This window comes from Allobosea sp. LjRoot90 (assembly GCF_964254315.1).
Taxonomy (GTDB): Bacteria; Pseudomonadota; Alphaproteobacteria; order Rhizobiales; family Beijerinckiaceae; genus Allobosea.
Window position 1 is genome coordinate 229,025 of record NZ_CAXUTF020000004.1, and the last position, 25,646, is coordinate 254,670.

General features: G+C 66.8%; 23 protein-coding genes and 1 riboswitch. Of the genes, 12 read left to right on the plus strand and 11 right to left on the minus strand.

Going from position 1 to position 25,646, the window contains the following annotated elements; genetic code table 11:
* Window positions 1-21: 21 nt before the first annotated feature.
* From ACSQ3M_RS16510 to ACSQ3M_RS16530, 5 genes are all read right to left on the minus strand, one after another.
* Complete coding sequence (locus tag ACSQ3M_RS16510) at window positions 22-936, minus strand: LysR family transcriptional regulator (protein WP_436151165.1); 915 nt, start codon at window positions 934-936, stop codon at window positions 22-24.
* A 160-nt stretch (window positions 937-1,096) separates the two neighbouring features.
* Complete coding sequence (locus ACSQ3M_RS16515; RefSeq protein ID WP_436151166.1) at window positions 1,097-1,321, minus strand: hypothetical protein; 225 nt, start codon at window positions 1,319-1,321, stop codon at window positions 1,097-1,099.
* A 108-nt stretch (window positions 1,322-1,429) separates the two neighbouring features.
* Window positions 1,430-2,989 (minus strand): ABC transporter substrate-binding protein, encoded by a 1,560-nt coding sequence (locus ACSQ3M_RS16520; protein ID WP_436151167.1) that lies wholly within the window; start codon window positions 2,987-2,989, stop codon window positions 1,430-1,432.
* Between the two features lie 51 nt (window positions 2,990-3,040).
* Window positions 3,041-3,916 (minus strand): ABC transporter permease, encoded by an 876-nt coding sequence (locus tag ACSQ3M_RS16525; RefSeq protein ID WP_436151537.1) that lies wholly within the window; start codon window positions 3,914-3,916, stop codon window positions 3,041-3,043.
* 13 nt (window positions 3,917-3,929) lie between these two features.
* Window positions 3,930-4,871 carry an ABC transporter permease gene (locus tag ACSQ3M_RS16530; protein ID WP_436151168.1) on the minus strand — a complete coding sequence of 314 codons (942 nt, stop codon included), beginning with the start codon at window positions 4,869-4,871 and terminating at the stop codon, window positions 3,930-3,932.
* A 198-nt stretch (window positions 4,872-5,069) separates the two neighbouring features.
* On the opposite strand from ACSQ3M_RS16530, the gene ACSQ3M_RS16535 reads away from it, so the two are divergent.
* On the plus strand, window positions 5,070-6,101 hold the full coding sequence (locus ACSQ3M_RS16535) for a LacI family DNA-binding transcriptional regulator (protein WP_436151169.1): 1,032 nt from the start codon (window positions 5,070-5,072) through the stop codon (window positions 6,099-6,101).
* The gene (locus tag ACSQ3M_RS16540) at window positions 6,091-7,497 is read left to right on the plus strand and encodes an amidase (protein WP_436151170.1); all 1,407 of its coding nucleotides are present in this window, start codon (window positions 6,091-6,093) and stop codon (window positions 7,495-7,497) included. The genes ACSQ3M_RS16535 and ACSQ3M_RS16540 overlap by 11 nt, the downstream gene beginning before the upstream one ends.
* A 12-nt stretch (window positions 7,498-7,509) precedes the next feature.
* Here ACSQ3M_RS16540 and ACSQ3M_RS16545 read toward each other — a convergent pair whose 3' ends face one another.
* From ACSQ3M_RS16545 to ACSQ3M_RS16560, 4 genes are all read right to left on the minus strand, one after another.
* Complete coding sequence (locus ACSQ3M_RS16545) at window positions 7,510-8,409, minus strand: metallophosphoesterase family protein (RefSeq protein WP_436151171.1); 900 nt, start codon at window positions 8,407-8,409, stop codon at window positions 7,510-7,512.
* Between the two features lie 68 nt (window positions 8,410-8,477).
* A complete protein-coding gene (locus ACSQ3M_RS16550) occupies window positions 8,478-10,043 on the minus strand; it encodes an ABC transporter substrate-binding protein (protein ID WP_436151172.1) in 1,566 nt (521 codons plus the stop codon).
* Between the two features lie 49 nt (window positions 10,044-10,092).
* Entirely contained in the window at window positions 10,093-10,995 is a 903-nt protein-coding gene (locus ACSQ3M_RS16555; RefSeq protein WP_436151173.1) for an ABC transporter permease, read from the minus strand.
* Between the two features lie 6 nt (window positions 10,996-11,001).
* On the minus strand, window positions 11,002-11,925 hold the full coding sequence (locus ACSQ3M_RS16560; RefSeq protein WP_436151174.1) for an ABC transporter permease: 924 nt from the start codon (window positions 11,923-11,925) through the stop codon (window positions 11,002-11,004).
* Window positions 11,926-12,098: 173 nt separating this feature from the next.
* On the opposite strand from ACSQ3M_RS16560, the gene ACSQ3M_RS16565 reads away from it, so the two are divergent.
* Window positions 12,099-12,857 (plus strand): HAD-IIA family hydrolase, encoded by a 759-nt coding sequence (locus ACSQ3M_RS16565; RefSeq protein ID WP_436151175.1) that lies wholly within the window; start codon window positions 12,099-12,101, stop codon window positions 12,855-12,857.
* Window positions 12,854-13,777 (plus strand): MurR/RpiR family transcriptional regulator, encoded by a 924-nt coding sequence (locus ACSQ3M_RS16570; protein WP_436151176.1) that lies wholly within the window; start codon window positions 12,854-12,856, stop codon window positions 13,775-13,777. The genes ACSQ3M_RS16565 and ACSQ3M_RS16570 overlap by 4 nt, the downstream gene beginning before the upstream one ends.
* Window positions 13,778-13,895: 118 nt before the next feature.
* Here the strand turns inward: ACSQ3M_RS16570 and ACSQ3M_RS16575 are convergent, their stop codons facing one another.
* A complete protein-coding gene (locus ACSQ3M_RS16575) occupies window positions 13,896-15,095 on the minus strand; it encodes a mandelate racemase/muconate lactonizing enzyme family protein (RefSeq protein WP_436151177.1) in 1,200 nt (399 codons plus the stop codon).
* Complete coding sequence (locus tag ACSQ3M_RS16580) at window positions 15,092-15,796, minus strand: GntR family transcriptional regulator (protein WP_436151178.1); 705 nt, start codon at window positions 15,794-15,796, stop codon at window positions 15,092-15,094. The genes ACSQ3M_RS16575 and ACSQ3M_RS16580 overlap by 4 nt, the downstream gene beginning before the upstream one ends.
* 128 nt (window positions 15,797-15,924) lie before the next feature.
* Between ACSQ3M_RS16580 and ACSQ3M_RS16585 the strand changes: the two genes are divergently transcribed.
* From ACSQ3M_RS16585 to ACSQ3M_RS16620, 8 genes are all read left to right on the plus strand, one after another.
* Window positions 15,925-16,956 (plus strand): succinylglutamate desuccinylase/aspartoacylase family protein, encoded by a 1,032-nt coding sequence (locus ACSQ3M_RS16585; RefSeq protein WP_436151179.1) that lies wholly within the window; start codon window positions 15,925-15,927, stop codon window positions 16,954-16,956.
* 41 nt (window positions 16,957-16,997) lie between these two features.
* Window positions 16,998-18,536: an ABC transporter substrate-binding protein gene (locus tag ACSQ3M_RS16590; protein ID WP_436151180.1), complete on the plus strand. Its 1,539-nt coding sequence runs from the start codon at window positions 16,998-17,000 to the stop codon at window positions 18,534-18,536.
* A gap of 88 nt (window positions 18,537-18,624) precedes the next feature.
* Window positions 18,625-19,569 carry an ABC transporter permease gene (locus tag ACSQ3M_RS16595; RefSeq protein WP_436151181.1) on the plus strand — a complete coding sequence of 315 codons (945 nt, stop codon included), beginning with the start codon at window positions 18,625-18,627 and terminating at the stop codon, window positions 19,567-19,569.
* On the plus strand, window positions 19,566-20,417 hold the full coding sequence (locus tag ACSQ3M_RS16600) for an ABC transporter permease (protein ID WP_436151182.1): 852 nt from the start codon (window positions 19,566-19,568) through the stop codon (window positions 20,415-20,417). Before ACSQ3M_RS16595 ends, ACSQ3M_RS16600 begins: the two co-directional genes overlap by 4 nt.
* A 16-nt stretch (window positions 20,418-20,433) precedes the next feature.
* Window positions 20,434-21,921 (plus strand): M81 family metallopeptidase, encoded by a 1,488-nt coding sequence (locus tag ACSQ3M_RS16605; RefSeq protein ID WP_436151183.1) that lies wholly within the window; start codon window positions 20,434-20,436, stop codon window positions 21,919-21,921.
* A 5-nt stretch (window positions 21,922-21,926) separates the two neighbouring features.
* A complete protein-coding gene (locus tag ACSQ3M_RS16610; protein ID WP_436151184.1) occupies window positions 21,927-23,111 on the plus strand; it encodes a mandelate racemase/muconate lactonizing enzyme family protein in 1,185 nt (394 codons plus the stop codon).
* A gap of 29 nt (window positions 23,112-23,140) precedes the next feature.
* Window positions 23,141-23,351, plus strand: a riboswitch (cobalamin riboswitch).
* Window positions 23,352-23,592: 241 nt separating this feature from the next.
* Window positions 23,593-24,603, plus strand: a complete 1,011-nt coding sequence (locus tag ACSQ3M_RS16615; RefSeq protein WP_436151538.1) for an ABC transporter substrate-binding protein — start codon at window positions 23,593-23,595, stop codon at window positions 24,601-24,603.
* Window positions 24,600-25,643 (plus strand): FecCD family ABC transporter permease, encoded by a 1,044-nt coding sequence (locus tag ACSQ3M_RS16620; protein ID WP_436151185.1) that lies wholly within the window; start codon window positions 24,600-24,602, stop codon window positions 25,641-25,643. The genes ACSQ3M_RS16615 and ACSQ3M_RS16620 overlap by 4 nt, the downstream gene beginning before the upstream one ends.
* Window positions 25,644-25,646 lie beyond the last annotated feature (3 nt).

Below are 25,646 nucleotides of genomic sequence, written 5' to 3' on the forward strand. Positions count from 1 at the left end.
ACTTAACGCGATAGAGGAGACCTATCGTACGATCGGCCGCCTCGGCAGCGCGGCTTCGACTACCGGGCGGGTCATCATCAGGAGGTTGCGCGCCAGGGGCGCGAAGGGCTGCCGGTCGGCGACGATCAGGCCGATGGTGCGCTGCGCGGCCGGCTCGATCAGCGGCAGCGCCTTGGTGCCGATCGGCACGCCGAAGAATTCGAGCAGCTGGGTCGAGACGATGCTGGCGACGCCCTGGATGCCGGCATGGGAGCAGAGATTGAAGATCGAATTGGTCTCGATTGCCGGCCGCGGCGCGGCGCCGACCGAGCGGAAGATGCCGTCGATGATGCGCCGGTTCTGCATGTCGGAGGTCAGCAGGCAGAGCTTGAGCTCGGCGGCTTCCGCCCAGGTGATCGAGTCGCGCTCGCCGAATTCGCCGTCCTCGCGCGTCAGCAGCACGTAGGATTCCAGATAGATCGGTTTCGAGATCACCCGGTCGAGCGGCTCGTTGTCGAGATAGGTCAGGCCGACATCGAGCTCGAAATTGTCGATGCGCTGCTGGATTTCCGTCGAGGTCAGCGACAGCACTGTCAGCGAGACGTCCGGGTAGCGCGTCGAGAACGGCGCGGTGATGTGGGCGATCATCGGCAGCGCCGTCGGGATCGCGCCCAGCCGGATGCGGCCGCTGATGCCCTCGCGCAGCTCCGCGATCGATTCCTTCATCAGGTCGGCTTCGGCGAGGATGCGCCTGGCATGGGCGAGCACGGCCTCGCCCTCCTTGGTCAGGCCCTGGAAGCGCCGGCCACGCTCGACGATCATCACGCCGAGCTCTTCCTCAAGTTGGACGATCGCGGCCGAGAGCGTCGGCTGCGAGACATGGCAGGCCTCGGCCGCCTTGCGGAAATGCTTCTCGCGGGCAAGTGCGTCGAGATAGACGAGCTGGCGGATGATCATGGCCGCATCTCAGGCGTTCCTGTCGAACGGCGTCAATTCCGGCTCAACTCCCAATTCGCGCGGCGCGCCGCGGCCAGTCTTTCCAGATTCTGGCGGTTTCCGATAGGCGCAGCAAAAAGGGGCCGCGATGGCGGCCCCTTCCCGAGGACTGTCCTGGCGCTCAGTTGTGGTGCGGCAACACGCCTGCGTCGCGCCCCGGTTGGGCCTCCACGCCTTTGAAGTGGTCGTGGTAGGCGAGGTACTGGGCCTGCTCGGCGAGAGCACGCTGGTTCTGGGCCTGCTCATGCACGATGCTCTCGGCACCAAGCTCGGTGGCGTAAGCCATGGATCTCGCTCCCGAAAGCAGAAGAGCCGCTGCGATGGCGATGGTCCTGCGTGAAAGCATGACAATCTCCTGTTTGACTTAGTCGCCTTGCGGATGAGCTAATCAGCGCAGCGCGCTTTCCAACAGCACTGCGCCGATTGCGGGCTCACATTCCCGTTACGCTCCGCTTCAGCGGCTTTTCGAGACGTTCCAGTAGACCGGGACGCCGGGGGAGAGCAGGCCGTTGAGGCTGGCCTGCCGGCCACGCACCAGCCAAAACTGCCCGACGGGCACATAGGGCACGGTCTCGACGGCGCGCTCCTGGATCTTGCGTGCGATCGCCTTGCGGGCATCGAGATCGGGCGCCATCGTGAATTCGGCCCGCAGCTTCTCGATCGCCTCGTCGCAAGGCCAGCCGAACCACGCATTCTCGCAGTTCGAGCGCAGCGCCAGATGGCCGACAGGCTCCGTCATGTCAGGCGCTGCCGGTCCGGAGGCGAAGGTGGACCAGCCGCCTTGCGTCACCGGGTTCTTGCTGGTGCGCCGGCTCGACAAGGTGCCCCAGTCCATAGCCTGATAATCGACGTTGAGGCCGACATCGCGCATCAGCTGCGAGACGACGAGGGTCTGGGGGCTGAGCGCGGTCTCGGTGGCGTCGAGCACCACGATCTTCTCGCCCTTGTAGCCGCTTTCTGCGATCAGCTTCTTCGCTGCCGCCAGATCGGGCTTGGGCCAGGCCGCATCGGTGAAATAGGGCGAGTCGCACATGTAGAAGGACGGGCAGACCGTGTAGAGCGCCTTGTCGTCGACATAGGCGCGTACCGCCTGCTCCTGGTCGACGAGGTGCAGCATCGCCTGGCGGAGCTTCGGATTGTTGAACGGCGGCTGCGACTGGTTCATCCGGAAGACGCCCTGCAGCGCCGCGAGCTTCGAGACGGTGATCTTCGAATTGCCCTTCACCAGCGAGATCATGTCCGGCGGCATCTCCTCGAAGATGTCGATCTCGCCGGCCTGCAGCGCGTTCAGTGCCGTCTGCGCATCCGGCATGATCAGCCATTCGACGCGGTCGACATTCGCCAGCTTGCCGCCGGACAGGCCATCGGGAGCTTCCTTGCGCGGCTGGTAGGTCGGCGCCTTGGCGTAGACGATCTTCGAGCCCGGCGACCATTGCTCCTTGACCAGCATGAACGGGCCCGAACCCGTCGCATCGGTGATGTTCTGGTTCGAAGGCGTGGCGGCAATGCGGGCCGGCATGATCACGGGCACCATCGAGCTCGGCTTGCCGAGCGCATCGAGCACCAGGCCCCAGCGATCCTTGAGCACGAGCGTCACGGTCTTCGGGTCGGTGGCCGTCAGCGAGGCGGTGTGGGCCAGGAGCTGCTGGCCAAGGCCGTCACGCTCGCCCCAGCGCTTCAGTGAGGCGACGACATCCGTGCTCGTCACCGGCGTGTTGTCGTGGAATTTCAGGCCCTCGCGCAACACGAAGGTCCAGGTCAAGCCGTCGGCGGAGGTGGTGAAGCTCTCCGCCATCTGCGGCTTGATCAGGCCCTTGGCGTCGACCGCAAAGAGCGTGTCGTAGACCATGTAGGCGTGGTTGCGGACCATGTAGTCCGAGGTCGTCATCGGATCGAGCGTGCGCAGGTCGCCGAAGGGGCGCACCTTCAGCACGGTCTGGGCGGCAGCCGGCAGCGCTGCCAGCGGCAATGCCAAGCCTGCTACAAGGGCCAGTCGTCTCGTCAGGCTTGTCATCTTTTTCCTCCCTCTGAATGGCTTTGCGGTTCTTGTTGTCGGCTGCTGGCGTCACGTCCGGAGCTTGCGGGCGAGCCGCGGGTCGATGGCGTCGCGCAGCGCGTCGCCGAGCACGTTGACGGTGAGCACGAGGAGCGCGAGCGCCACGCCCGGGAAGGCGATCATCCAGGGCGCGCGCTGCATGAAGGGGCGGGCCTCGGCCAGCATGTTGCCCCAGCTCGGGATCGTCGGCGGCGTGCCGGCGCCGAGGAAGGACAGGATCGATTCCACGATCATCGCCGAGGCGAAGACGTAAGTTGCCTGGACGATCACGGGCGCGGCCGCATTGGGCAGGATGTGACGCAGCAGCATTCGCGCCAGGCCGGCGCCGTTGGTGATCGCCGCCTCGACATAGGTCTGCTCGCGCAGCACGAGCACCGAGGAGCGGACGACGCGGGCCATCCGCGGAATCTCGGCGATACCGATCGCGATGACGACGTTCTGGACGCTCGACCCGAACAGCGACATCAGCGCGATCGCGAGCAGGATGCCGGGGATCGCCATGAGGCCGTCCATGACGCGCATCACGGTGCCGTCGAGCCAGCGCACATAGCCGGCGACGAGGCCGATGAGCAGGCCGAAGGTGACGGTCAGGAGCGTGACGAGCGCGCCGATCGTCAGCGAGATCCGGGTGCCGTTCAGGGTTCGCGACAAGGTCGAACGGCCGAGCTGGTCGGTCCCGAACAGGAATTCGGCTCCCGGCGGGCGCAGGCGCTGGATCGGATTCACCCGGACCGGATCAGGCAGGATGTAGGGCGCGATCAGCGCGACGAGGGTGAAGGCGGCCAGGACGGCAAGGCCGACGAGAATGGTCGGATTCATGCGCAGGAAGCGGCGCATGGCATCCAAGGCGTTGGGCGCCTTCGCGACGGGGCCGACCACGGTCATCGTCACGGCGCCCTCAATAGCGGATGCGCGGGTCGAACAGCACATAGCTGAGGTCGACCAGCAGGTTGACGGTGACGTAGACGAGCGAGAAGACGAGGATCAGCCCCTGCACCACCGGATAGTCGCGCCGCAGGATCGCGTCGGTGGTCAGGCGGCCGAGACCGGGGATGTTGAACACGGTCTCGGTCACCACCACGCCGCCGAGCAGCGCGGCGATGCCGACGCCGACCACGGTCACGACCGGGATCGCGGCGTTCTTCAGCGCATGGCGCAGCACGACCATGCGAGGCTTGAGGCCCTTGGCATGGGCGGTGCGGACAAAATCCTCCGCCAGGATCTCGAGCAGGCTCGCCCGCGTGACCCGCGCCAGCAACGCCGCATAGAGCATGGCAAGGGCGAGCCCGGGCAGGACGAGGCTGTTCAGGCAAGGCAGCAGGCCCTGCGAGAGCGGCACATAGCCCTGTGTCGGGAACCAGCCGAGCGTCAGCGCGAAAACATAGACCAGGAAGAAGGCGACGACGAAGACCGGAGAGGAGAAACCGACCATGGCGAAGGCCATGACCATCCGGTCGATCCGGCTGCCGGCCTTGAGCGCGCTCAAGGTTCCGAGCGGAAGCGCGATGGCGAGGGCCATCAGGATCGCGACGAGCGCCAGCATCGCCGTCGGCTCGATCCGCATCCCGATCAGCCGCGTCACTTCCATATCGGAGAAGACCGAGCGGCCGAGATTGCCCTGGGCGAGCTGGCCGGCCCAGGCGAAGAGCTGCTCGGTCAGCGGCTTGTCGAGGCCAAGCTGGGTCCGGACCGAGGCGATCTGCTCGATTGTCGCCTGGTCGCCCGCGATCAGGATCGCAGGGTCACCGGGCGTCAGCCGCAGCAGGAAGAAGACGAAGAGCCCGACGAAGGCCAACACCGGGACCGTCGCGGCGAGCCGACGCAGGACATAGGAGATCATGACCGTGCCCGGCTGTCCGCGGCGGAAACATGCGCGCCCATCATCTCGCCTCCCAGCTAATTTTGTAACGTTTCAATCAAGCTCTCACACAGCCAGAAGCGCCGCAAGTGGCTTTTGAGTTGGAGATTGCGCTTGCGATTTGTGAGATGGTCCGCAAAGCTGGATTCAAGTTTTGAACCGTTTCATTCGTGAGGCTAGATGGCAACGATCCGTGATGTAGCGCGCTTGGCTGATGTGTCGGTGGCGACCGTGTCGAACGTGCTCAACAGCGCCGATCGCGTCAGTCCCGAGCTTCTGGCGCGAGTCCGCGCCGCGATGGAGAAGCTGAGCTATACGCCCCATGCCGGGGCGCGTTCGCTGCGCAAGCGTTCGAGCGGGCTGATCGGCCTCGTCGTCGGCGATATCACCAACCCGTTCTTCTCGGATCTGTTCGAGGCCGTCGAGGATGCAGCAGCGGCCAGCGGCCATCTCGTGCTGCTATGCAATTCGAACGAGCGCAGTGAGCGCGAGGAGGCGCATCTGCGCATGCTGCGCACGCAGCGCATCGATGGGCTCATCCTGGCGCCGACGGGCGCGGTCTCGATGAACCGAGCCTCGCTGCTGGCGCAGCTCGAGGTGCCCATCGTCCTGGTCGACCGCGCCATGGAAGGGTTGGGCTACGACGCGGTCGTCCTCGACAACCGGCGCGCAGGCTTCGAGGCGACCCAGCATCTGATCGGCTGCGGCCACAGGCGCATCGGGCTGGTCAATGGGCCGGAGGTTCTGCGCACGGCCGCCGAGCGTCTTGCCGGCTATCGCGAGGCGCTGCTCGCGGCAGGCCTTTCCTTGGATCCTGATCTCATCCGCGACGCCGGCTTCCGCCAGCATCCGGCCGAGCAGGCAATGGCCGAGCTGCTGGCCTTGCCGCAGCCGCCAAGCGCCGTCTTCGCCACCAACAACCTGATGACGGTCGGTGTGGTGAAGGCGCTGGCGGATCGGGGGCTTGCCTGCCCGCAGGACATCTCGGTCATCGGCATCGACGATCTGCCCTGGGCCGAGGCGGTCTCGCCCAGGCTCAGCGCCGTCGCCCAGCCGGTCCGCGCCATGGGGGAGGCTGCGCTCGATCTCCTGCTCCGGCGTCTTGCCGGCACCTTGTCCGGCCCCGGAACGACTACCGTGATGGCGCCACGCCTCGTCATCCGCCGCTCCTGCGGCGCGCCTGCCAGCGGATTGCCTGCCCATGTCGAATGAACTCACCAAGCTCAGCGCGCTCGCCGTACGCGATCTCCTCATGGCCGGCGAGGTCAGCTCGGTGGAGCTCGTCGAAGCTGCCGCCGCGCGTCTCGCCATCGTCGAGCCGCAGCTGAACGCCGTGCCGACGCTCTGCCTCGACCGGGCGCGAGATCAGGCGCACGCGGCCGATGCGGCGCGGCGGGCTGGGCGAGCGAGCCTGCTCGGCGGGCTGCCGATCGTCGTCAAGGACAACAACGACGTCGCGGGCGTGCGCAACACCGGCGGCACGTCGATCTTCCGCGATCGCATTTCGGCCGAATCGGATCGGACCGTCGCATTGATGGAGGCGAACGGCGCCATCACCCTCGGCAAGTCGAACCTGTCCGAGCTCGGCGGCGCGCAGACCACCAACAGCGTTCATGGCACGACGCGGAACCCCTATGACCGGCGCCTGACCTGTGGCGGCTCCTCGGGCGGCGCGGCGGTGGCGCTTGCGACCGGCGAGGCCTGGCTCGCCCACGGCAACGACTACGGTGGCAGCCTGCGCATCCCGGCCGCGTTCTGCAATGTGACGGGCCTGCGGCCGACGCCGGGCCGGGTGCCGCGCAAGCGGCTGGCCGACCCGTTTGATACCATTGCGGTCGAAGGCCCGATGGCGCGCGATGTCGCCGATCTCGCGCTCTTCTTCGATGCGATGACCGGCTATGATCCCGGCGATATCCTGACGGCGCCGACCGGCGAGGCACCGTTCCTTGATGCCGCGCAGGCGCCGCGCAAACCTGGGCGCATTGCCATATCGGCCGATCTCGGCCTGCTGCCGATCGAGGAACCGATCAGGCAGGTGCTTTCGGATTTCACCGCGCTGCTGGAAAAGGCGGGTATCGCGGTTTCGCGCAGTGCGCCGGATGTGGCTGGCGCAATGGAGGCTTTCCGCGTGCTGCGGGGTGAGGGCTTCTATGCCACCTTCGAGCCGGTCTTCGACACGCATCGCGCCATGTTTCCGGCGCCGGTCCTGGCCGATCTGCTGCGTGGCCGCGACCAACCGGGCCATGCCATCGTCACGGCCAACCGCTATCGCAGCGAGCTCTACCGCCGGACGGTCGACTTTCTCGACGAGCATGATTTCCTGATCTGCCCGGCGACGCAGGCCATGCCCTTTGCCGTCGAGACGCTGTTCCCGGCGGCCGTCGACGGGCGGCCGATGCAGGACTATGTCGACTGGATCTCGATCACTGCGATCTGGTCGCTCACCGGCCTGCCGGCCATCGCCATCCCGATCGGCTTCTCGCGCGAAGGCCTGCCGATCGGCATCCAGATCCTGTCGCATGCCCGGCGCGAGGCCGATCTGTTCCGGCTGGCGGCCTGGATCGAGCGGGAACTCGCCTTGCCGAAGGTGCCGATCGACCCGCGCTAGGCGAAAGCGCGTTCAGGCCGTCGCCGACGCGCTCAATAAAGCTGCCGAGGCGAGCCTCTTCTGCCGCAATTCGGGATGCTCGTCGAAGGGCTGGAGCGGCGTCATCCAGCGCCGGAGCGTCTGCTTGGTGTCAATCCGGGCGGTGAAGGGATCCTGGCCGTGCACGGTCCAGGCGATCGTCTCGCCCAGCTCGAGCAGGGCAAAGGCGCCGGCCGGTCCCGGCAGGGTGGTAAAGCTCTCGGTCAGTGACTGCAGGGTCAGATGCGGGATGGCGTCGACGGTGGTCAGCGTGTTCCAGTGGACATGGCCAGCGATGCAGACCATCGGCACCTTCGCCCGGGCGAGCACGGCGCGGACGCGCTCGGCGCCGGGATAGGTCGAGGAGGCCGGATTGCGCTCGAAGTAATAATTGCCGGTCTGGCCATGGCCGGAGACGGGAACATGGCTCATCACCACGAGCGGGCGGTCAGCCGCCTCGATCGTCGCGGCGAGCCAGATCAGATCGGCCTCGCGCAGCACGAAGCCGCCCGGCCGGTGAATGCGCGAATCCGCAGCCCAGAGCACGAGGCGCCAGTCACCGAGATCGACGGTGCGATGGCCGAGCGGTTGGCCGAGGATCTCCTCGTTCTCGGCGACGCTGAGATGGTCGCGGTCGTGATTGCCGCAGAGATGGAAGCGCGGTGCCGTGATCGGCGCGAAGGCCTCCGCGACCTCGCGCTCCAACCTGAGGTCGGTGGCGTGGTCGACATCGGAGATGCGGTCGCCGAGATCGATCACGGCGTCGGGCCTGGTCTCGGCGACGAAGCGGCGGAATTCGCCCATCAGCGGCAGGGCTGCGCTGCCGACCTTGGTGAAGCTGTTCTCGCCGTGATGGATATCGGCGACGAAGGCGAGGCGGAGGGGTCGGGTCATGGCGGGGCTCGTCGAGCAGGATCGGAGAATAGGGGCGAGAGCCGGCGATGCCGGCTCTCGCGGGGACATCAGCGTGCGGCGAGCGTCACGCGGCCGGCGCGGAAATCGAGCACATAGGGGATGTGCCCCTGCAGCGGCCGCCAGGCGAGCGAGCGCTTCATGCCGTATGATTCAAAGGGCTGATAGAGCGGCAGCACCGGCGGGTCGTTCTTGATCGCCTGCATCAGCGCGGCATAGGCCTGCTTGCGTTCGGCGAGGTCGGTCGAGTAGCGGAACTTGTCCCAGAGGGCGATGTAAGCGTCGTCGGCCTTGAAGCGGCCTTCCGAGGCGGAGTTGCCGGTCGGCGCCCACATGATGCCGAACGCGCCGGCGGGATCGGGGAAATACATCGGGTTCGACCAGCCGCGCGCCATCATGGTCGGGTCGGAGCCGGTCCACTGCTCGGTGACGTTGAGCTGCATCTTGACGCCGACGGCGCCCCACATCTCCTGGATCGCCTGCGCCGCGAGCAGGCCGTTGGTGTAGTAGGCGGCCTGGATGTCGTAGCGGATCGGCGTGCCGTCATAGCCGGCTTCCTTGAGCAGCGCCTTGGCTTTGGCCGGGTCGTACTCGAAGGTGGCGAGCTCGGGCATGTAGAGCGGGCCGAACTGCGCGAATGTGTGCGAGGTCGGCACCTTGGCCTTGCCGAACCAGAGCGCCTCGTTGAGCGTCTTGCGGTCGATGGCGTAGGAGAGCGCCTGGCGCAGCTTGGGATTGGCCATCTTCGGGTTCTGGGTGTTGAAGATGACGACGTGGAAGAGCGGCGTCTGCATGCCCTCGACCTTGAGCTTCGGATCGGCGGCGATCGGCTCGAGCTGGTCCGGCGGGACGTTGGTGATGAGATCGACCTCGCTGTTCTTGAGCGCGGTCAGGCGCCCCGAAAGCTCGGGGATGCGGGTCACGGTGACCTTCTGGAACGGGGCCTTCTCGCCCCAGAAGCCGTCGAAGCGCTCATAGACGAGGCGCTGGTTCGGCACGAATTCGGCGATCTTGTAGGGACCGGTGCCGACAGGCTTCAGCGCGAAGGCCTCGAAATCGGAGGCTTCGGCGACGTTCGGATCGCCGGTCAGGGCCATCACGTACTTCTTTGGCACGATCATGCCCTGCTGGACGTTGAGCAGCGTCTCGAACAGCGGCTCGGGCCTGGTCGCGGTGACGCGCACCGTCTCGCCATCGACGGCCTCGACCTTGGCCATGTTCGGCAGCGTGTCGCGCTTGCGGATGCCATAGGGCGGGAAGGTCGCGTTGATGATCCGGTCGAAGGAGAAGACGACGTCCTCGACCGTCATCGGGTCGCCATTGTGGAATTTTACGCCCTGGCGGATCTTGAGCTCGATCACCGTCGGCGAGACCTGCGTCCAGCTCGTTGCGATGCCCGGCTGCCAGACGCTTTCGGCGCGGGTGGCATCCTTGCCGATCAGCGGGTCGAAGGCGTTGAAATAGAACTGCGAGCCGACATTCGAGAAATCGCGGCCGGGGTCGAGCCAGGGCGCCATGTTCTGGACGCCGACCTTCAATTCCTGCGCTTGGGCGAGGCTGATGAGAGCGGTCGCCGAGAGCGCGGCGAGCGTCAGTGTCTTCAAGGTCTTGCGCATGATTGTCTGTCCCTTGTTCGGGTGAACGGCATGAACGGCGAGTAGGTAGTCAGCGCCCGCGCAGGCGCGGGTCGAGGCGGTCGCGCAGCGCATCCCCGAGCAGCATGGCGACGAGGCTGACGAGGACGATGAAGAGGGCGGGGATGGCGACGATCCAGGGCGCGGAGGCCATGTAGTCTCGGCCCTGACCGACCATCGAGCCGAGCGTCGCGGTCGGCGGCTGCACGCCAAGGCCGAGGAAGGAGAGCGCCGATTCCAGCAGGATCAGGTTCGAGAAGTTGAGGCTCGCCATGACCACGACCGGCGAGATCAGGTTCGGGATCATATGGACGGTGGCAATGCGCCAGGGACCGGCGCCGGCAGCCCGGGCGGCCTCGACGAAAGGCATCTCGCGCAAGCTCAGCACCTGGGCCCGGATCAACCTCGCGAAATGCGCCCAGTAGGCGATACCGAGGACGCAGATCAGCACGGTGACGTCAGTGCCGGCGAGCGCCACCACGAAGAGCGCGACCAGCGTGAAGGGCAGCGACATCATGATGTCGACGAGGCCCATGATCAGCGCATCGGCCCAGCCCCGCAGCAGCCCCGCGGCGAGGCCGAGTGCCGCGCCGATGGCAAGGCCGAGCAGGCTGCCGAACAGCGCGAGCGCGAGTGTCAGGCGCAGGCCATAAAGACAACGCGACAGCAGATCGCGGCCGAGCTGGTCGGTGCCGAGCCAATAGAGCGGGTTGGAGCCGGTGCTGCCGATAGGAGGCTTCAGCCGCGCCAAGAGCCGCTGCTGATCGGGCTCGAACGGCGAGACCAGCGGCGCGAGTACGGCGAGCGCGAGCAGCAGCAGTCCGAGCAGCGCCGCTGCCGTGACCAGCATGTTGGCTCCGCCTAGCGATGGGAGCTTCACGCGCGGCAGCCGGCGTGGCGGGAGCATCAGCTTGGCGCCTGCGATCTCGGTCATGGCGGGTCAGGCTCCGACGAGGCGCACGCGCGGATCGGACGCGGCATAGGCAAGGTCGATCGCGAAATTGACGAGGATGACGGTGCTGGCGACGACGAGGACGCCGAACTGCAGCACCGGATAGTCGCGGCGCAGCGTCGCGCCGACCAGCAGGTCGCCGACCCCGTTCCAGGCGAAGACGGTCTCGACCACGACGGCACCCGAGACGAGCGTGGTGATCTGCAGGCCGAGCACGGTGATCACCGGGATCAAGGCATTGCGCAGCCCGTGCCGCAGGATGATGGCGCGCTCGGACAGGCCCTTGGCGCGGGCGGTGCGCATATAGTCCTCGGAGAGGACGTCGAGCATGGCGTTGCGAGTGTAGCGGGTGAGCGCCGCGACGAAATAGGCGGCGAGCGCGACGGTCGGCATCAGATAGTGGAGCGCGGTGGCGGAGCCGGCGCTCGGCAGCCAGTGCAGGGTGTAGGAGAAGACGAGCAGCAACAGGATGGCGAGGACGAAGTTCGGGACCGCGTAACCCAGGAAGGCGACGAAGAGCACGCCCTGGCCGCGCGGTTGCCCGCGCCAGAGCGCGGCGAGAATGCCGAGCGGCACGCCGACCGCGATGGTCAGTGCGAGCGTCGCAAGCAGCAGGGAAGCGCTCTGCCAGAGCCGTTCGCCGAAGATCACCGCGACCGGCCGCCGCTCCATCAGGCCGAGCCCGAAATCGCCTGAGAGCAGGGACTTCCAGAACAGCAGGTATTGCTCGGCGATCGGGCGGTCGAGGCCCCAATAGGCGATCATCTCGGCCCGCGAAACGGCATCGAGACCCTCCGGCATCAGGAAGTCGATCGGATTGCCGGTCAGCCGCGTCGCCAGGAAGACGGCGGTGATGATCGCCCAGAGGGTGATGGTCATGCGCAGGAGACGGCTGCCTAGGAATGCGAGCATGGCGTCCTCTGGGACGGGCTGCGGATGTCGCCACGCGGCCGGTTGGGCCAGCCGAGACCCGAGCCTTCTGGCAGCCTTCCATGACAGAGTTATGAATATAACTCATTCAACATCAAGTTTGACACTGAGACAATCTCAGTTCATGCATGCCCGACTTCGACGCGGAGTTAGCGGTGCACGCAGCGGACGATATTCGTGGCTGGCTGATCGATCTCGACGGCACATTGATCTGCGGTGGCCGGGCGATGCCCGGTGCCGGCGCCTTTCTCGACGCCTGCGCCGGCCGCTTCGTCGTGGTCTCGAATGATGCCGAGCACACGCCGGCGGAACTGGCGAGCCGCCTGCGGCGGATGGGGCTCGACGTCCCGGCGAGCCGTATCGTGCTGGCGGGAACAGTCGCGCTCGACGAGATCGCTACGCGCCGGCCCGGAGCGCGCGTACTCGTGCTGGCGAGCGACGCCCTGGTGCGCCATGCGCGCGACTGCGGCCTCGTGCCGGTCCGGACGCGGCCCGATATCGTTTTTCTCGGCCGCGACCGGCGCTTCAGCCATGCGCGGCTGGCGCTCGCCGCCAATGCCGTGCGGGCGGGAGCCGAGCTCGTCGTTGCCAACCCGGACCTCGTGCATCCGGGCCCTGACGATGCGGTCGTGCCGGAAACTGGAGCGCTGCTAGCCGCGCTCCTCGCCTGCACCGGCCCGGTGAGTTATCGCCTCGTCGGCAAGCCGGAGCCGACTTTGTTCGCCGCCGGGCTCGCCTTGCTCGACCTGCCGAAACGGATGGTCGCGATGCTCGGCGACAATCCCAGAACCGATGGCGAGGGAGCCCGCCGCTTCGGCCTGCGTTATGTCGAGGTCGCCGGTGGGGTTTTCCCGCAAGGGTATGTCGAGACGACTTGCCCGCGGGAGGAAGGCGTGATCGCCTTGCCGGCATGACCACCTCTCAACGCAAGCCGGATACCGACGCCATGACGGAAAACCCCGAGCGGGCGCGCAATGGCGGACATGACGGCTTCGATGGCGTGATCGAGCGGCTGACGGCGCTGCGCCCGACGCTGCCTCCCACGGCAGCTCGCATCGCCGACGTCTTCCTCGCCCATGCGGCCGAAGTCGTGCACATGTCGGTGACGGAGGTGGCCGAGCGGGCGGAGGCCAGCGAAGGCAGCGTGATCTCGCTTTGCCGGCAGATCGGCGCGCGCGGCTTCCAGCAGGTCAAGATCGCGCTGGCTCGCGACCTCGTGCAGCCGGTGCAGTTCATCCATGAGGATCTCGCCCGCACCGACGACACCGGCACCGTGATCGAGAAGATCTTCGGCAGCGACCTGCAGGCGCTGCACGACACCATGAAGGTGCTCGATCGGGCGGCGATGGAGCGCGCGGTCGCCGCGATCCGTGGGGCGCGCCGCGTCGAGCTCTACGGCATCGGCAGTGCCGCCCCGATCGCGGAGGACGCCAATTACCGCCTGCTGCGCATCGGCGTCGAATCCAAGGTCGTGGTCGATTCGCACGTTCAGGCAATCAGCGCCGCGCTGACCGGGCCGGATGTCGCGACAATCACGATCTCGCATTCGGGCTCGACGCATGAGACCGTCACCGCGACCAGGCTCGCCCGAGAGGCCGGGGCGACTACGATCTGCATCACGAATTTTGGCAAGTCACCGCTGCTCGCCTATGCCGACATCGTCTTGAACACCATGGCGCGCGAGACCCAGTTCCGCACCGAGGCGATGACGAGCCGCATCGCGCAGCTCGCCGTCATCGACGCCCTGATCGCCTGCCTGTCGCTGGCCGATTACGATAAGGCGGTGGCGACGATCGGGCGGACCTTCGACGTGCTTTCGACCAAGCGGTTCTAGAGCACTTCCGCGTTTCTCCGAATCGCGGAAAAGCTCTAGATCTTTGTTTTATCGCATTTTCTTCACGCGAACCGGTACCCACTTCGCTCGAAAATGCTCTAGCCGCAGGCTCTGCACGTCAGGCGAAGAGCGCTCCTGGGTTCGGCGTGTATTTGGCGAGCTTGTTGCGATCGATGGTGACGCCGAGGCCCGGCAGGTCGGGGATCGTCAGCCAGCCCTCCGCGTCGAGGTCGAAGGGCCTCGCGAGGATGCCGTCGACATAGGGGCTGCCGCCGATGAACTCGACGAGATCGGCATCGGGGAAGGCGGTCGCCATCTGCAGGTCGGCGGCGAGGCCGAGCGCCGTGTTCCAGCCATGGCCGACATATCTGATGCCGAGGTCATAGGCCATCCAGGCGATGCGGCGCTGCTCCGAGATGCCGCCGACCTTGGTGACATCAGGCTGGACGATGTCGACGGCGCCGGTTGTCAGCCAGGGGATGAAGCTCTGGCGCCTTGTCAGGACCTCGCAGCCGGCGATCGGGACCGGCGACGAGCGGCGGAGCTCACGGTAGTCGTCGATCGCGTCCGGCCGGACCGGCTCCTCGAACCAGCCGACATCGTAGTCCGCGAGCATCTCGGCGGTGCGCTTGGCCCATTTCAGCCCGTGCGGCCAGAGCGCATCGCTGGCACCGGCATCGACGAAGAGCTTGGAGCGCTCGCCGGCCGCTTCGCGTGCGGCGCGCACGATCGCCTCGTCGAGCTTGGTGTCGAGGGCCCGGCCGAACGGGCCCCAGCCGATCTTGAAGGCGGTGAAACCCTTGTCGCGATAGCTCGCGACGACGTCCCGCATCGCGTCGGGCTCTTCCATCAGCAGCGAGCAATAGGGCTGGACGCGCTCGCGATAGCGGCCGCCGAGCAATCGGCCGACGCTGAGGCCGGTGGCCTGGCCGAGAATGTCCCAGAGCGCGATGTCGATGCCGCTGATCGTGTGCGTCAGGGTGCCGCCACGGCCCATCCAGAAGGTGTTCTGGTGCAGCTTCTCGCTGACGAAGTCGGGCGAGAGCGCATCCGCGCCTAGAAAGAGCGGCTCCAGCACCTTGAGCCCGGCCTGAACGAGGCGTCCGTCGGTGAAGACGCTGCCATAGCCGGTGACGCCCTGGTCGGTGTGCACCGCGATCAGGGCATGGATCGAATCCTCGGGCCGGATCTCGGCGGACCAGCCGCCCTTCGGGCTCTCGCCGAAAAGCGGGGCGGCCTCGATGCGGGTTATCCTGAACGGCGGCAACGCTGCCGGCCGACTGGCCGTGCGTGTCTGCGGAAGAGCCTGATCGTTCACTGTGCGTCCCTTTCCCTGCGGCGCTTGGCGACGATGGCCTCGTAGTCCATCGCGTGGTTCATCACGGTGATGTGCTCGTCGAGCGTGCGCTCGATCGCCGCGATGTCGCCGGCCTCGAAGACGGCGAGGAGATCGACGTGTTCCTCGACGACGCCGGCCATCGGCTTGCCGAAGGTGGCGAGGCCGAAAATGATCGTGCATTGCGGCGCCAGCGTCTCCCACAGGTCGAGGGTGACGCTGTTGCCGCCGAGCCGGCAGAGCGCGCGGTGGAAGCGCGTGTCGGCAACCGCGACGCCATAGGCGCTGCCGCGTGCCGCCATCAGCTCCATCTCGGAGACGGCGCTGCGCAGTTCGTCGAGATGGCTGCCGCGATTGCGCCCGGCGGCGACGGCGCGGGCGGTCGCACTGGCCTCGAGCGCGATGCGCGCCTCGATCAGGTCGGAGACGCGTTCATTGGTGACGGGGCGCAGCCTGATGCCCTTATAGGCCTCGCTGACGACGACGCCCTGGCTCTCCAGCAGGCGTAACGCCTCCCGCACCGGCACACGGCTGACGCCCAGCTTGCGGGCGAGCTCGACCTCGACGATGCGATCGCCCGGCAGGATCAGCCCCGCCGCCCCACCGGCGATGATCGCTTCGATGGTGTGGTCGACGAGGGTCTGCGGCTGGAGCGGCTGCCAGTCCGGGGCAGGGCTTCCCATCCGATGCGCTGCCGCCGCCTCGGTCGCTCCCATACGTTCGTCCGCCTCCGGCATGCAACTCTCTCTCGCTTGACATGTCGTATGATCGTATACAATCATACGATAACAAGAACAAGGAGGGGTTCTCGATGTCGTCCACAAGCCGGGTTCGCTGCGAGATCGATTTCGAAGCGAGCGGCCGTCAGGCCGGCTATCTGCGTGCGCCGCTCTCCCGCAACACCTCCGGCTGGGGCGTCGTCGAGATCCCGGTCGTCAGCGTGAAGAACGGCAGCGGCCCGACCATCCTGTTCACCGGCGGCGTCCATGGCGACGAGTACGAAGGCCCGATCGCCATCTCCCGGCTCGCCCGCAGTCTCGACCCGGCTTCGATTCAGGGCCGGGTCATCATGATCCCGGCGCTCAACATCCCGGCGGTGATGAACGACACGCGGCTCTCGCCGGTCGACAACCGCGACATGAACCGCTGCTTTCCCGGTAATCCGAAGGGCACCTTCTCGGAAATGCTGGCTCATTTCGTCGACGAGATGCTGCTGCCGCTCGTCGATATCTCGGTCGATCTACATACGGCTGGCCACTCGGGCGACTCTGCCCTGTCCACCAACATGCATTATGTCGCGGATACCGCCCTGCGCGAGCGCACCATGGCGGCGGCCGCGGCCTTCGGCGCGCCCTACAACGTCGTATTCTGGGGCGTCGACGAGGGCGCGACGCTGACCTCATCGGTCGAGCGGCGCGGCATCCTCTCGCTCGGCACCGAGCTCGGCGGCTGGGGGCGCGTCAATGTCGAGGGCGTGCGCATCGCCGACCGGGCCCTGACCAATATCCTCAAGCATTTCGGGCTGATGGAGGGCGAGCCGGAGACGCGCCAGCGCGACGGCTCTCCCGGGACGCGCCATATGATGGTGCGGGATTCAGCCGGCTATTCCTTCGCGCCTGCGGGCGGTCTGTTCGAGCCGCGCAACGTCGTCGGCGATACCTGCCGCACCGGCGAGCTCGCCGGATACCTGCATTTCGTCGAGGACATCGACCGCGCGCCGCTGGAGGTGCGCTATCGCCGCGACGGGGTGCTGTGGATGTCGGCGGGACCCGGCCGCGTGCAGCGCGGCGATGCCGTGGCCGTGCTGATGGAGGATTACGACGCGCTACGCGCCGCGGCCTGACTGTCTTCGTGCCTGACCATCAATCCGGAGGGGATAAGAACATGGCAAAGCACCTGATTCTCAAAGCAGCTGTTATCGCTGCCATCGCCCTGGGAGGGGCTCAAGGAGCACTGGCCCAGCGCAAGGGCGGCGAGGTCACGATCGGCATCAGCCAGGCGCCGCCCTCGCTCGATGCCCAGATCACCTCGGCGCAGGCGTCGCGCAACGTCACGCTGCACATCTTCGAGACGCTCTATGCCCGCGACGAGAACGCCAAGCCGGTGCCGGAGCTGGCCGAGGGCGTCGCCATCTCGCCGGATGGCAAGAGCTATGTCTTCCCGATCCGCAAGGACGTGACCTTCCACAACGGCAAGAAGCTCGACGCCGCCGATGTCGTCGCCTCGCTCGAACGCTATCGCAAGATCGGCGCGTCGCCCGCGCTCGTCGCCGCCATCGATACGGTCAAGGCGAGCGGCGAGCATGAGGTCACGGTCACGCTGAAGCAGGCCCAGTCGACCTTCCTCGACAATCTCTCGTCGCCGCGGGCGCCGATCGCGATCTATCCGGCGAGCGAGGCCGCCAAGGAAGCCGGCAAGATTGAGATCATCGGCACCGGTCCCTACAAGTTCGTCGAGTACAAGCCGGACAGCCATGTGAAGCTCACTCGCTATGACGGCTACGCGCCCAATCCGAAGGGCACCGGCCGCGACGGGTTCGCTGGCAAGAAGGAGGCCTTCCTCGACAGCGTGATCTTCCGCTTCATGCCCGAGGGCGGCGCCCGCACAGCGGCGCTCGAAGCCGGTCAGATCCAGTTCAACGAAACCGTCGACGGGCCGACGGCCAAGCGGCTCGGCAGCGACGCACGCTTCACCATCCATAAGGTGATGCCGTTCGGCCTGCAGGTGATCAAGTTCAACCAGGCGCAGCCGCCGGCCAACGACGTCAACTTCCGCCTTGCCGTGCAGGCGGCGCTCGACATGGAGGAGATCATGGCGATCTCCTATGCCGACATCTACCAGATGGACCCGAGCTGGCTCTATCCCGGCGCGGCCTTCCACTCGGCGACTGGCAGCGACAAATACAACAAGGCCGACCTGAAGCTCGCCAAGGAGCTGCTCGGCAAGTCCTCCTACAAGGGCGGCAAGGTCACCTTCATCGTCGACAACCTGCGCGCCAATGTCGACACCGCGACAGTGGTTCAGCAGAAGCTCAAGGAGATCGGCATCGAGGTCGACATCGCCGTGTCCGATTGGCCGACCGTTTCCAAGATGGGCTTCACGCCGACGAACTGGACCTTCTGGACGCATGGCTTCGGCATCGAGCCCTATGAGGGGCCGGGCTCGGTGATGGCGCCCTGGGTGAACGGGCTTTCGCAGCAGGCCAAGGACCCGGAGATCGACCGCATCGCGGCTGCCTTCAATGCCGAGCTGGACGAGAGCAAGCGCAAGGCGCTCTACGATGCCTTCCAGAAGCATATGTATGACGCCGCCGTTGCCATGAAGGCCGGCAATTACGGGATCTTCCAGGCCTCCACGGCCAAGCTCAAGAACTTCAAGCCCTATCGCATTCCCCGGATGTGGGGCGTCTGGCTAGAGCCGTGAGCTCGAGCGGCTGAACTCCACCTGCGGGATCAAGTCCCGCAGGCTGTGCCGGCGGCGGCTGCCGTCACTTCGTTGATTGAGGAGCGGCATGGGTAGCTTCCTGATCCGCCGTCTGGCGGGCGCCTTCGTCGTGCTCGCGCTGGTATCGCTGATGTCCTTCGCGTTGATCTGGCTGGTGCCGGGCGATCCGGCGGCGGCCTTTCTCGACGCCTCGGCCACACCGGCGCAGATCGCCACGCTGCGCCGCGCGCTCGGGCTCGACCTGTCGCTGCCGCAGCAGATGATCGGATGGTACGGGCGGATTCTGAGCGGCGATCTCGGCCAGTCGATCCTGCTCAACCGCTCGGTCAGCGCAGCCCTGATCGAGCGCCTGCCGGTGACGCTGGCGCTGGCGGCGCTCGCGCTCGCCTTCGCGGTGGTGGTCGGCGTCACGGCCGGCCTCGTCGCCGCGGTCAACCATAATCGCTGGCCCGACCAGGCGGTGATGACGGCGGCGCTGTTCGGTCTGTCGGTTCCCGATTTCTGGCTCGGCCTGGTGATGGTCCTGGTCTTCGCGGTGTCGCTCGGCTGGCTGCCGAGCGGCGGCTTCACCGCCTTCACGCAATCGCCCAGTGAGTGGCTGCGCTGCATGATCCTGCCGGCGTTGACGCTCGGGCTCGTCCAGGTCGGTTTCATCGCCCGGATGGCGCGCGCCTCGATGCTCGACACGCTCGGGCAGGATTATGTCCGCACCGCCGACGCCAAGGGGCTGGCGAAGCTGCGTGTCGTGCTGCGGCACGCTCTGCCCAATGCCCTGATCCCGATCCTGACGGTGATCGGCATCGTCTCCGGCGCGCTGCTCGGCGGGGCCGTCATCGTCGAGCAGGTCTTCTCGATCCCGGGGATCGGTCGCCTGATCGTCGGTGCCATCGCTGCACGCGATTTTCCGGTGCTCCAAGGCGGGCTTTTGTTCCTCGCCGTCGTCTATCTCTCGATCAATCTCGTCGTCGACGTCCTCTACGCCGTCGTCGATCCGCGGGTGAGACTGGCATGAGCGCCGGCCAACCGCTCGTCGGTCGCGCCGCCTGGCAGCGCCTGCTGCGCCATCGCTCCTTCATGATCGGGGGCGTGCTCGTGCTCGCCATGGTGCTGGTCGCGCTCGCTGCCGGCCTGCTCTCGCCCTTCGATCCGCTGCGCAGCAATGTCCGCGCCAGGCTGGTGGCGCCGGATGTCGTCCATTGGTTCGGCACCGACCATTTCGGCCGCGACATCCTCTCGCGCGTAATGATCGGGGCCCGCATCTCGCTCGCCATCGGTGCGCTCACCGCCATTCTCGCCGGCATCGCCGGCACGCTGAGCGGCGCGGTCGCCGGCTTCTTCCCACGCCTCGACCAGCCGATCATGCGGGTGATGGACGCGCTGATGGCGTTCCCCTCGATCGTGCTCGCCATGGTGGTTTCGGCCGTGCTCGGCGCCTCCCTCACCAATGTCGTGATCGCGCTCGCCATCGCCACGACGCCGCACACCGCCCGGATCGTGCGCGCCTCGGTGCTGCTGGAGCGCGAGCTGGACTATGTCTCTGCCGCGCGTTCGATCGGCGCCGGCGAACTGACCATCCTGTTCAAACATGTGCTGCGCAATGCGGCCGGGCCGCTGATCGTGCGGCTGACCTATGTCTTTGCCATCGCGGTGCTGGCCGAGGCGGCGCTCTCCTTTGTCGGCGCCGGGCCGCCGCCGCCGGCCGCCTCCTTCGGCTCGATCATTGCCCAGGGCCGCGATTTCATGCGCGAAGCGCCGTGGATCACGGTGTTCCCGGGCCTCGCGATCATCGTCTGCGTGCTCGGCCTCAACCTGCTCGGTGACGGCCTGCGCGACGTACTCGACCCCCGCCTGAAATTCTGACCTGCCGGAGCCTGCGATGAAACGCATCCTGATCGCCGACTGCAAACAGGAGATCTCGTCCTTCAACCCGCTGCCGTCGCAATACGACAACTTCCTGATCCGCCATGGCGAGGGGCTCTACGAGCAGCGCGGCAATAACCAGGAGCTCGGCGGGGCGCTCGCGGTCTTCGAGGCGCAGCCCGACATCGCGGTCGTGCCGACGATCTGTGCGCGCGCCGGCAGCGCCGGCCTGCTCTCGGCGGAAGGCTGGAAGAGGCTCTCCGAGGAGGTGCTGGCCGCGATCTTCGCCAAACTCGATGGCATCGACGGCATCTATGTCTCGCTGCACGGCGCAATGGGCGCCGATGGCGAGCTCGATCCGGAAGGCTACCTGCTGGAGAAGCTGCGCGAGCGCGTCGGGCCGGAGATGCCGATCGTCATCTCGCTCGACCTGCACGGCATCCTGACCGACCGCATGCTGCGCCAGGTCGACGGCTTTGCCATCTACTGGACCTATCCGCATGTCGACTTCGCCGATACCGGGCGGCGCGCAGCTGAATTGCTGCTGAAGCTGATGGCTGGCGACGTCAGGCCGGTCGCAGCCCGCGTCGTCATTCCGGCACTGGTCCGTGGCGACGAGCTCATCACCAAGACCGGCTGCTATGGCGAATTGCTTGCCGAATGCCGCCGGCTCGAGGAAGAGGGGCGGGCGCTCGCGGCCGGCATCATGATCGGCAATCCCTTCACCGACGTGCCGGAGCTGTGCTCGCAGGTCCTGATCCTCACCGATGGCGACCCGGCGGCCGCCGAGCGCGAGGCGACGAGACTGGCGCAGGAGTTCTGGCCGTTGCGCTTCCGCATGCAGGGCAAGCTCGTGCCGTTGGGGCGCGCCATCGCCCAGGCGCGCAGCATCGACGGGCCGGTGATCTTCACCGACGCCGCCGATGCGACCTCCTCGGGCGCCTCGGGCGACAGCAATGCGATCCTCGCCGCGTTGCGTGAGGCCAGCTACGGCAAGCGGGTACTGGCCCAGATCGTCGATGCGCCGGCCGCGGCTGCGGCACATGCGGCCGGTGTCGGCGCGAAGTTATCGCTGACGCTTGGCGGCTCGATCGATCCGGCCCGGTTCCCAGCGATGCAGGTGACGGCGACGGTCAAATTGCTCTCGGATGGCGAAGCCTCGCTCGAGACGATGAAGGCGCCGCTCCGGGCCGGCCCGACCGCGGTGCTCACCTACGACAATGTCACCGTCGTGGTGATGAGCCACTCGGTCAGCCTGTTCGACCGGGCGATGTATTACGCCAACGGGCTCGATCCGGAGGATTTCGACCTGATCGTGGTGAAATCGCCCCACACCGAATTCCACATGTTCGACCAGTGGTGCGCGCGCAATTTCAACGTCGACGCGCTCGGTGCGACCTCGGCGAACCTCAGGACGCTCGGCCACCGCATCTGCGCCCGCCCCGTCTATCCGCTCGACGACAACGTCACCTTCGCGCCGCGCGCGACGATCTACGAACTGTGAGGACCATGCTCGTGCCCAGGATCGAGGCTGTCGATTTCTTCTACCTCGCCATGCCCGTCGTCACCGACGAAGCTGATGGCAGCCAAGACGCGCTCTTGGTGCGTGTCGCCGCCGGCGGCCATGTCGGCTGGGGCGAATGCGAGGCGGCGCCGCTGCCCTCGATCGCCGCCTTCATCTGCCCGATGTCGCATGGGGTCTGCCGGCCCGTCGCCGATTCCGTCCTCGGCCAGGCACTGGATGGCCCGGAGGACATCGCCCGCATCGCCGCGGCGGTCGCCTACAACTCGATGGACCTGTTGCAGGCGCCGCATACCTTCTCCGGCGTCGAGATGGCCTTATGGGACATCCTCGGAAAGCTGCGCTCCGAGCCGGTCTGGCGCCTGCTCGGCTATCGCCAGAGCCATCCCAAGACGCCTTATGCGTCCGTTCTGTTCGGCGACACGCCGCAGGAGACGCTGGAGCGTGCGCGGGATGCCAGGAAGCGGAATTTCCGTGCCGCCAAGTTCGGCTGGGGACCGATCGGCCGCGGCAGCGTCGAGGCTGATGCCGAGCATTTCGTCGCGGCTCGGGAAGGGCTCGGAGCGGATGGAATCCTTTTGGTCGATACCGGCCAGATCTTCATCGAGGACGTGGAGCGCGCGGCCGCCCGCTTGCCGGCGATGGAAAAGGCGGATGTCCGTTGGTTCGAGGAGCCCTTCCACGCCAGTGCTCTCGAAGCCTATGGCGCGCTCGCCAGGCGCAGCCCAAAGGTGCGCCTGGCTGGTGGCGAGGGCGCCCATAACGAATCCATGGCCAAGCAGCTCATCGACTATGGCGCCATCGGCTATGTCCAGATCGATTGCGGCCGGATCGGCGGCATTGGCCCGTCGAAGGCGGTGGCCGATTATGCGGTGGCGAAAGGCGTGACCTTCGTCAATCACACCTTCACCTCGCATCTCGCCCTCTCGGCCTCGCTGCAGCCTTATGCGGGGCTCGCCGATCACGAGATCTGCGAATACCCGGCGATGCCGAAGCCGCTCGCCACGGCGATCTCCGCCAACCATCTGGAGCGCGATGCGCAGGGGCAGGTCGCGGCGCCGGATGCGCCCGGCCTCGGCATCGAGGTCGCGACCACGGCGCTGCAAGGCTACCTCCAGGACGTCGAAATCTCGGTCCAGGGCAAGCGGCTCTACAGCACGCCCAGTCTCTGAGCGGCGCTTGACGGCGCGGTCCCGCCTTATAGGGTAGCCGTGATCGAGGTTCTCCGGGTTGCTTCCGGAGCTAAGAGGGAATTCGGTGAGGCGCGCTTGCGCCAAAGCCGAGGCTGCCCCCGCAACTGTAAGCGGCGAGCCCTCCGTCCATCGTCCACTGGCGCTCCTTGCGCCGGGAAGGCCGGGCGGAGCCAGCGTCGACCCGCGAGCCAGGAGACCTGCCCCGATCGTCGAAGACGTCTTTCGGGCGGGGTGTCCCGGAGGTGTGCATCGGTGGCGGTCGTCCGAGCCCGCCATCTGTCCACATCCCCTGCGCAGCTCCCATCCGTCATCTCGGGGAGCGATGAAGTCCATGTCCATGGCGACCGCCATGCGCGCGACCGCGCAGAGCTTGACGGCTGCGTGCCGTCCACTCTATCAGAAATGCAACATTGTTACATTTGAGGTTCGTCCCGTGCCGACTGCGCGTCAATTCGCCCGCCTGCTGCAATGGCCCGCCGCGGCGCTTCTCGGCACTTTGCTCGCGGGCGCAGCCTCAGCCGCGCCGACGCAGTATCCGCTGACATTGGAGAACTGCCGCGAGAGCGTGACCTTCAGTGCGCCGCCCAAGCGCGTCGTCGCGATTGGCCAGACGCAGACGGAGATTCTCTACGCGCTCGGCCTCGGCGACCGTGTCGTCGGCACTGCCGTCTGGTTCTCGCCGGTCGCCAAGCCTTATGAGGCCACCAACGCCAAGGTGAAGCGCCTCGCAGACAATGATCCGAGCTTCGAGGCGGTGCTGGCGCAGGAGCCGGATCTCGTCACCGCGATGTTCGAATGGCATGTCGGGCCCAACGGCATCGTCGGCAAGCGCGACCAGTTCGCGAAGGTCAAGGTCCCGACTTACGTCTCGCCGACCGATTGCGTCGGCAAGGACAATTCCGGCGCCGGCGATGGCGTGCGCACCCAGATGTTCACGATGGAGCTGGTCTATCGCAACATCCGCGAGTTCGGGCAGATCTTCGACGTCGCCGACCGGGCCGAGACGCTCGTTGTCGAGCTCAAGGCACGCGAGGACAAGGCGGTCCAGGCGGTGGCGAACGTCAAGGCCAAGGACGTGCCGGTCGTCGTCTGGTTCTCCAGCAAGGACATCAAGGGCGACGGCTTCATGGCCGGCAGGAACGGCGTGCCCGCCTATATCCTGTCGAAGCTCGGCGCCCGCAACGTCATCAGCACCAATGAGGAATGGCCGCTGGTCGGCTGGGAGAGCATCGCCGCCGCCAACCCCGCGGTGATCGTCACGGTGAAGATGGATCGCCGCCGCTTTCCGGCTGACGATATCGAGAAGAAGCTCGACTTCCTGAAGACCGACCCCGTCGCCAGTAAGCTCGATGCGGTGAAGAACAACCGCGTCGTCATCCTGGATGTCGGCGCGACCCGCGCCGGTCTCGACACGGTTGATGGCATCGAGACTCTCGCCAAGGCGATCGCCGGCTTCGGCCTTTCTCCTTGAGCCACGCCGTCCACGGCCCCAACTGGCCGGCGCGGATCGCCATCGCGCTGGCTTCTCTCGCCGCGCTCACCTTCTCGGTGGCGCTGGCGGTGACGATCGGCGAGATGCGCATCCCGCTGGAGACGGCGCTGCGGGCGCTCGGCAACGGTTTGTTCGACCTCGATTTCCCGGTGAGCGCGATCCAGCAGGGCGTGATCTTCGATTATCGCCTGAGCCGGGCGCTGATGGCGGGCTTGTGTGGCGGGGCTCTCGCGCTCTCGGGCGCGATCCTGCAGGCACTGCTGCGCAATCCGCTGGCGGAGCCCTATGTTCTCGGCATCTCGGCCGGCGCCTCGACCGGCGCCGTCGCGGTGCTGATCCTCGGCGTCGGCATTGGCGGCACGGCGCTGACGGTCTCCGCCGGCGCCTTCATTGGCTCCTGCGCCGCGCTTGCCGTGGTCGCGCTGCTGGCGACGGGTGCTGGCGGGGCCAGCGATCGCGTCATCCTCGCCGGCGTCGCCACCTCGCAACTCTTCAACGCGGCCACCGCGACGATCGTGACTACGCTGGCCAGCGCCGAGCAGGCGCGCGGCGTGATGTTCTGGCTCCTGGGGAATTTCGGTGGCGTACGCTGGCCCGACCTTTGGATCGCGGCCCCGGTCGCCTTCACCGGCTTTTTCATCTGCATGCTGCACGCCAAGGTGCTCGACGCCTTCGCCTTCGGCGTCGATGCCGCGGCCTCGCTCGGTGTTGCGGTTATCAGGGTGAAGGTCGTCCTCTTGGCCACGACCGCGGTGATGACCGCGGTGATGGTCTCAATCGTCGGCACGGTCGGCTTTGTCGGGCTGATCATTCCCCATGCCGCCCGTTTCCTCGTCGGCTCAGGCCATGCCCGTTTGTTGCCGGCCTGCCTCGTCATCGGTGCGATCTTCATGATCCTTGCCGACATCCTGTCCCGAATCCTGATCCCGCAGCAGATCCTGCCGATCGGCGTGGTGACCGCGCTGTTCGGTGCGCCGGTCTTCGCCCTGATCCTCTATCGCGCCAGGAGACCCACATGAGGC

Coding starts and splice junctions, on each gene's coding strand:
- ACSQ3M_RS16510 (WP_436151165.1), bottom strand. CDS start 936: ATGATCATCCGCCAGCTCGTCTATCTCGACGCACTTGCCCGCGAGAAG.
- ACSQ3M_RS16515 (WP_436151166.1), bottom strand. CDS start 1,321: ATGCTTTCACGCAGGACCATCGCCATCGCAGCGGCTCTTCTGCTTTCG.
- ACSQ3M_RS16520 (WP_436151167.1), bottom strand. CDS start 2,989: ATGACAAGCCTGACGAGACGACTGGCCCTTGTAGCAGGCTTGGCATTG.
- ACSQ3M_RS16525 (WP_436151537.1), bottom strand. CDS start 3,916: ATGACCGTGGTCGGCCCCGTCGCGAAGGCGCCCAACGCCTTGGATGCC.
- ACSQ3M_RS16530 (WP_436151168.1), bottom strand. CDS start 4,871: ATGATCTCCTATGTCCTGCGTCGGCTCGCCGCGACGGTCCCGGTGTTG.
- ACSQ3M_RS16535 (WP_436151169.1), top strand. CDS start 5,070: ATGGCAACGATCCGTGATGTAGCGCGCTTGGCTGATGTGTCGGTGGCG.
- ACSQ3M_RS16540 (WP_436151170.1), top strand. CDS start 6,091: ATGTCGAATGAACTCACCAAGCTCAGCGCGCTCGCCGTACGCGATCTC.
- ACSQ3M_RS16545 (WP_436151171.1), bottom strand. CDS start 8,409: ATGACCCGACCCCTCCGCCTCGCCTTCGTCGCCGATATCCATCACGGC.
- ACSQ3M_RS16550 (WP_436151172.1), bottom strand. CDS start 10,043: ATGCGCAAGACCTTGAAGACACTGACGCTCGCCGCGCTCTCGGCGACC.
- ACSQ3M_RS16555 (WP_436151173.1), bottom strand. CDS start 10,995: ATGACCGAGATCGCAGGCGCCAAGCTGATGCTCCCGCCACGCCGGCTG.
- ACSQ3M_RS16560 (WP_436151174.1), bottom strand. CDS start 11,925: ATGCTCGCATTCCTAGGCAGCCGTCTCCTGCGCATGACCATCACCCTC.
- ACSQ3M_RS16570 (WP_436151176.1), top strand. CDS start 12,854: ATGACCACCTCTCAACGCAAGCCGGATACCGACGCCATGACGGAAAAC.
- ACSQ3M_RS16580 (WP_436151178.1), bottom strand. CDS start 15,796: ATGGGAAGCCCTGCCCCGGACTGGCAGCCGCTCCAGCCGCAGACCCTC.
- ACSQ3M_RS16585 (WP_436151179.1), top strand. CDS start 15,925: ATGTCGTCCACAAGCCGGGTTCGCTGCGAGATCGATTTCGAAGCGAGC.
- ACSQ3M_RS16590 (WP_436151180.1), top strand. CDS start 16,998: ATGGCAAAGCACCTGATTCTCAAAGCAGCTGTTATCGCTGCCATCGCC.
- ACSQ3M_RS16595 (WP_436151181.1), top strand. CDS start 18,625: ATGGGTAGCTTCCTGATCCGCCGTCTGGCGGGCGCCTTCGTCGTGCTC.
- ACSQ3M_RS16600 (WP_436151182.1), top strand. CDS start 19,566: ATGAGCGCCGGCCAACCGCTCGTCGGTCGCGCCGCCTGGCAGCGCCTG.
- ACSQ3M_RS16605 (WP_436151183.1), top strand. CDS start 20,434: ATGAAACGCATCCTGATCGCCGACTGCAAACAGGAGATCTCGTCCTTC.
- ACSQ3M_RS16610 (WP_436151184.1), top strand. CDS start 21,927: ATGCTCGTGCCCAGGATCGAGGCTGTCGATTTCTTCTACCTCGCCATG.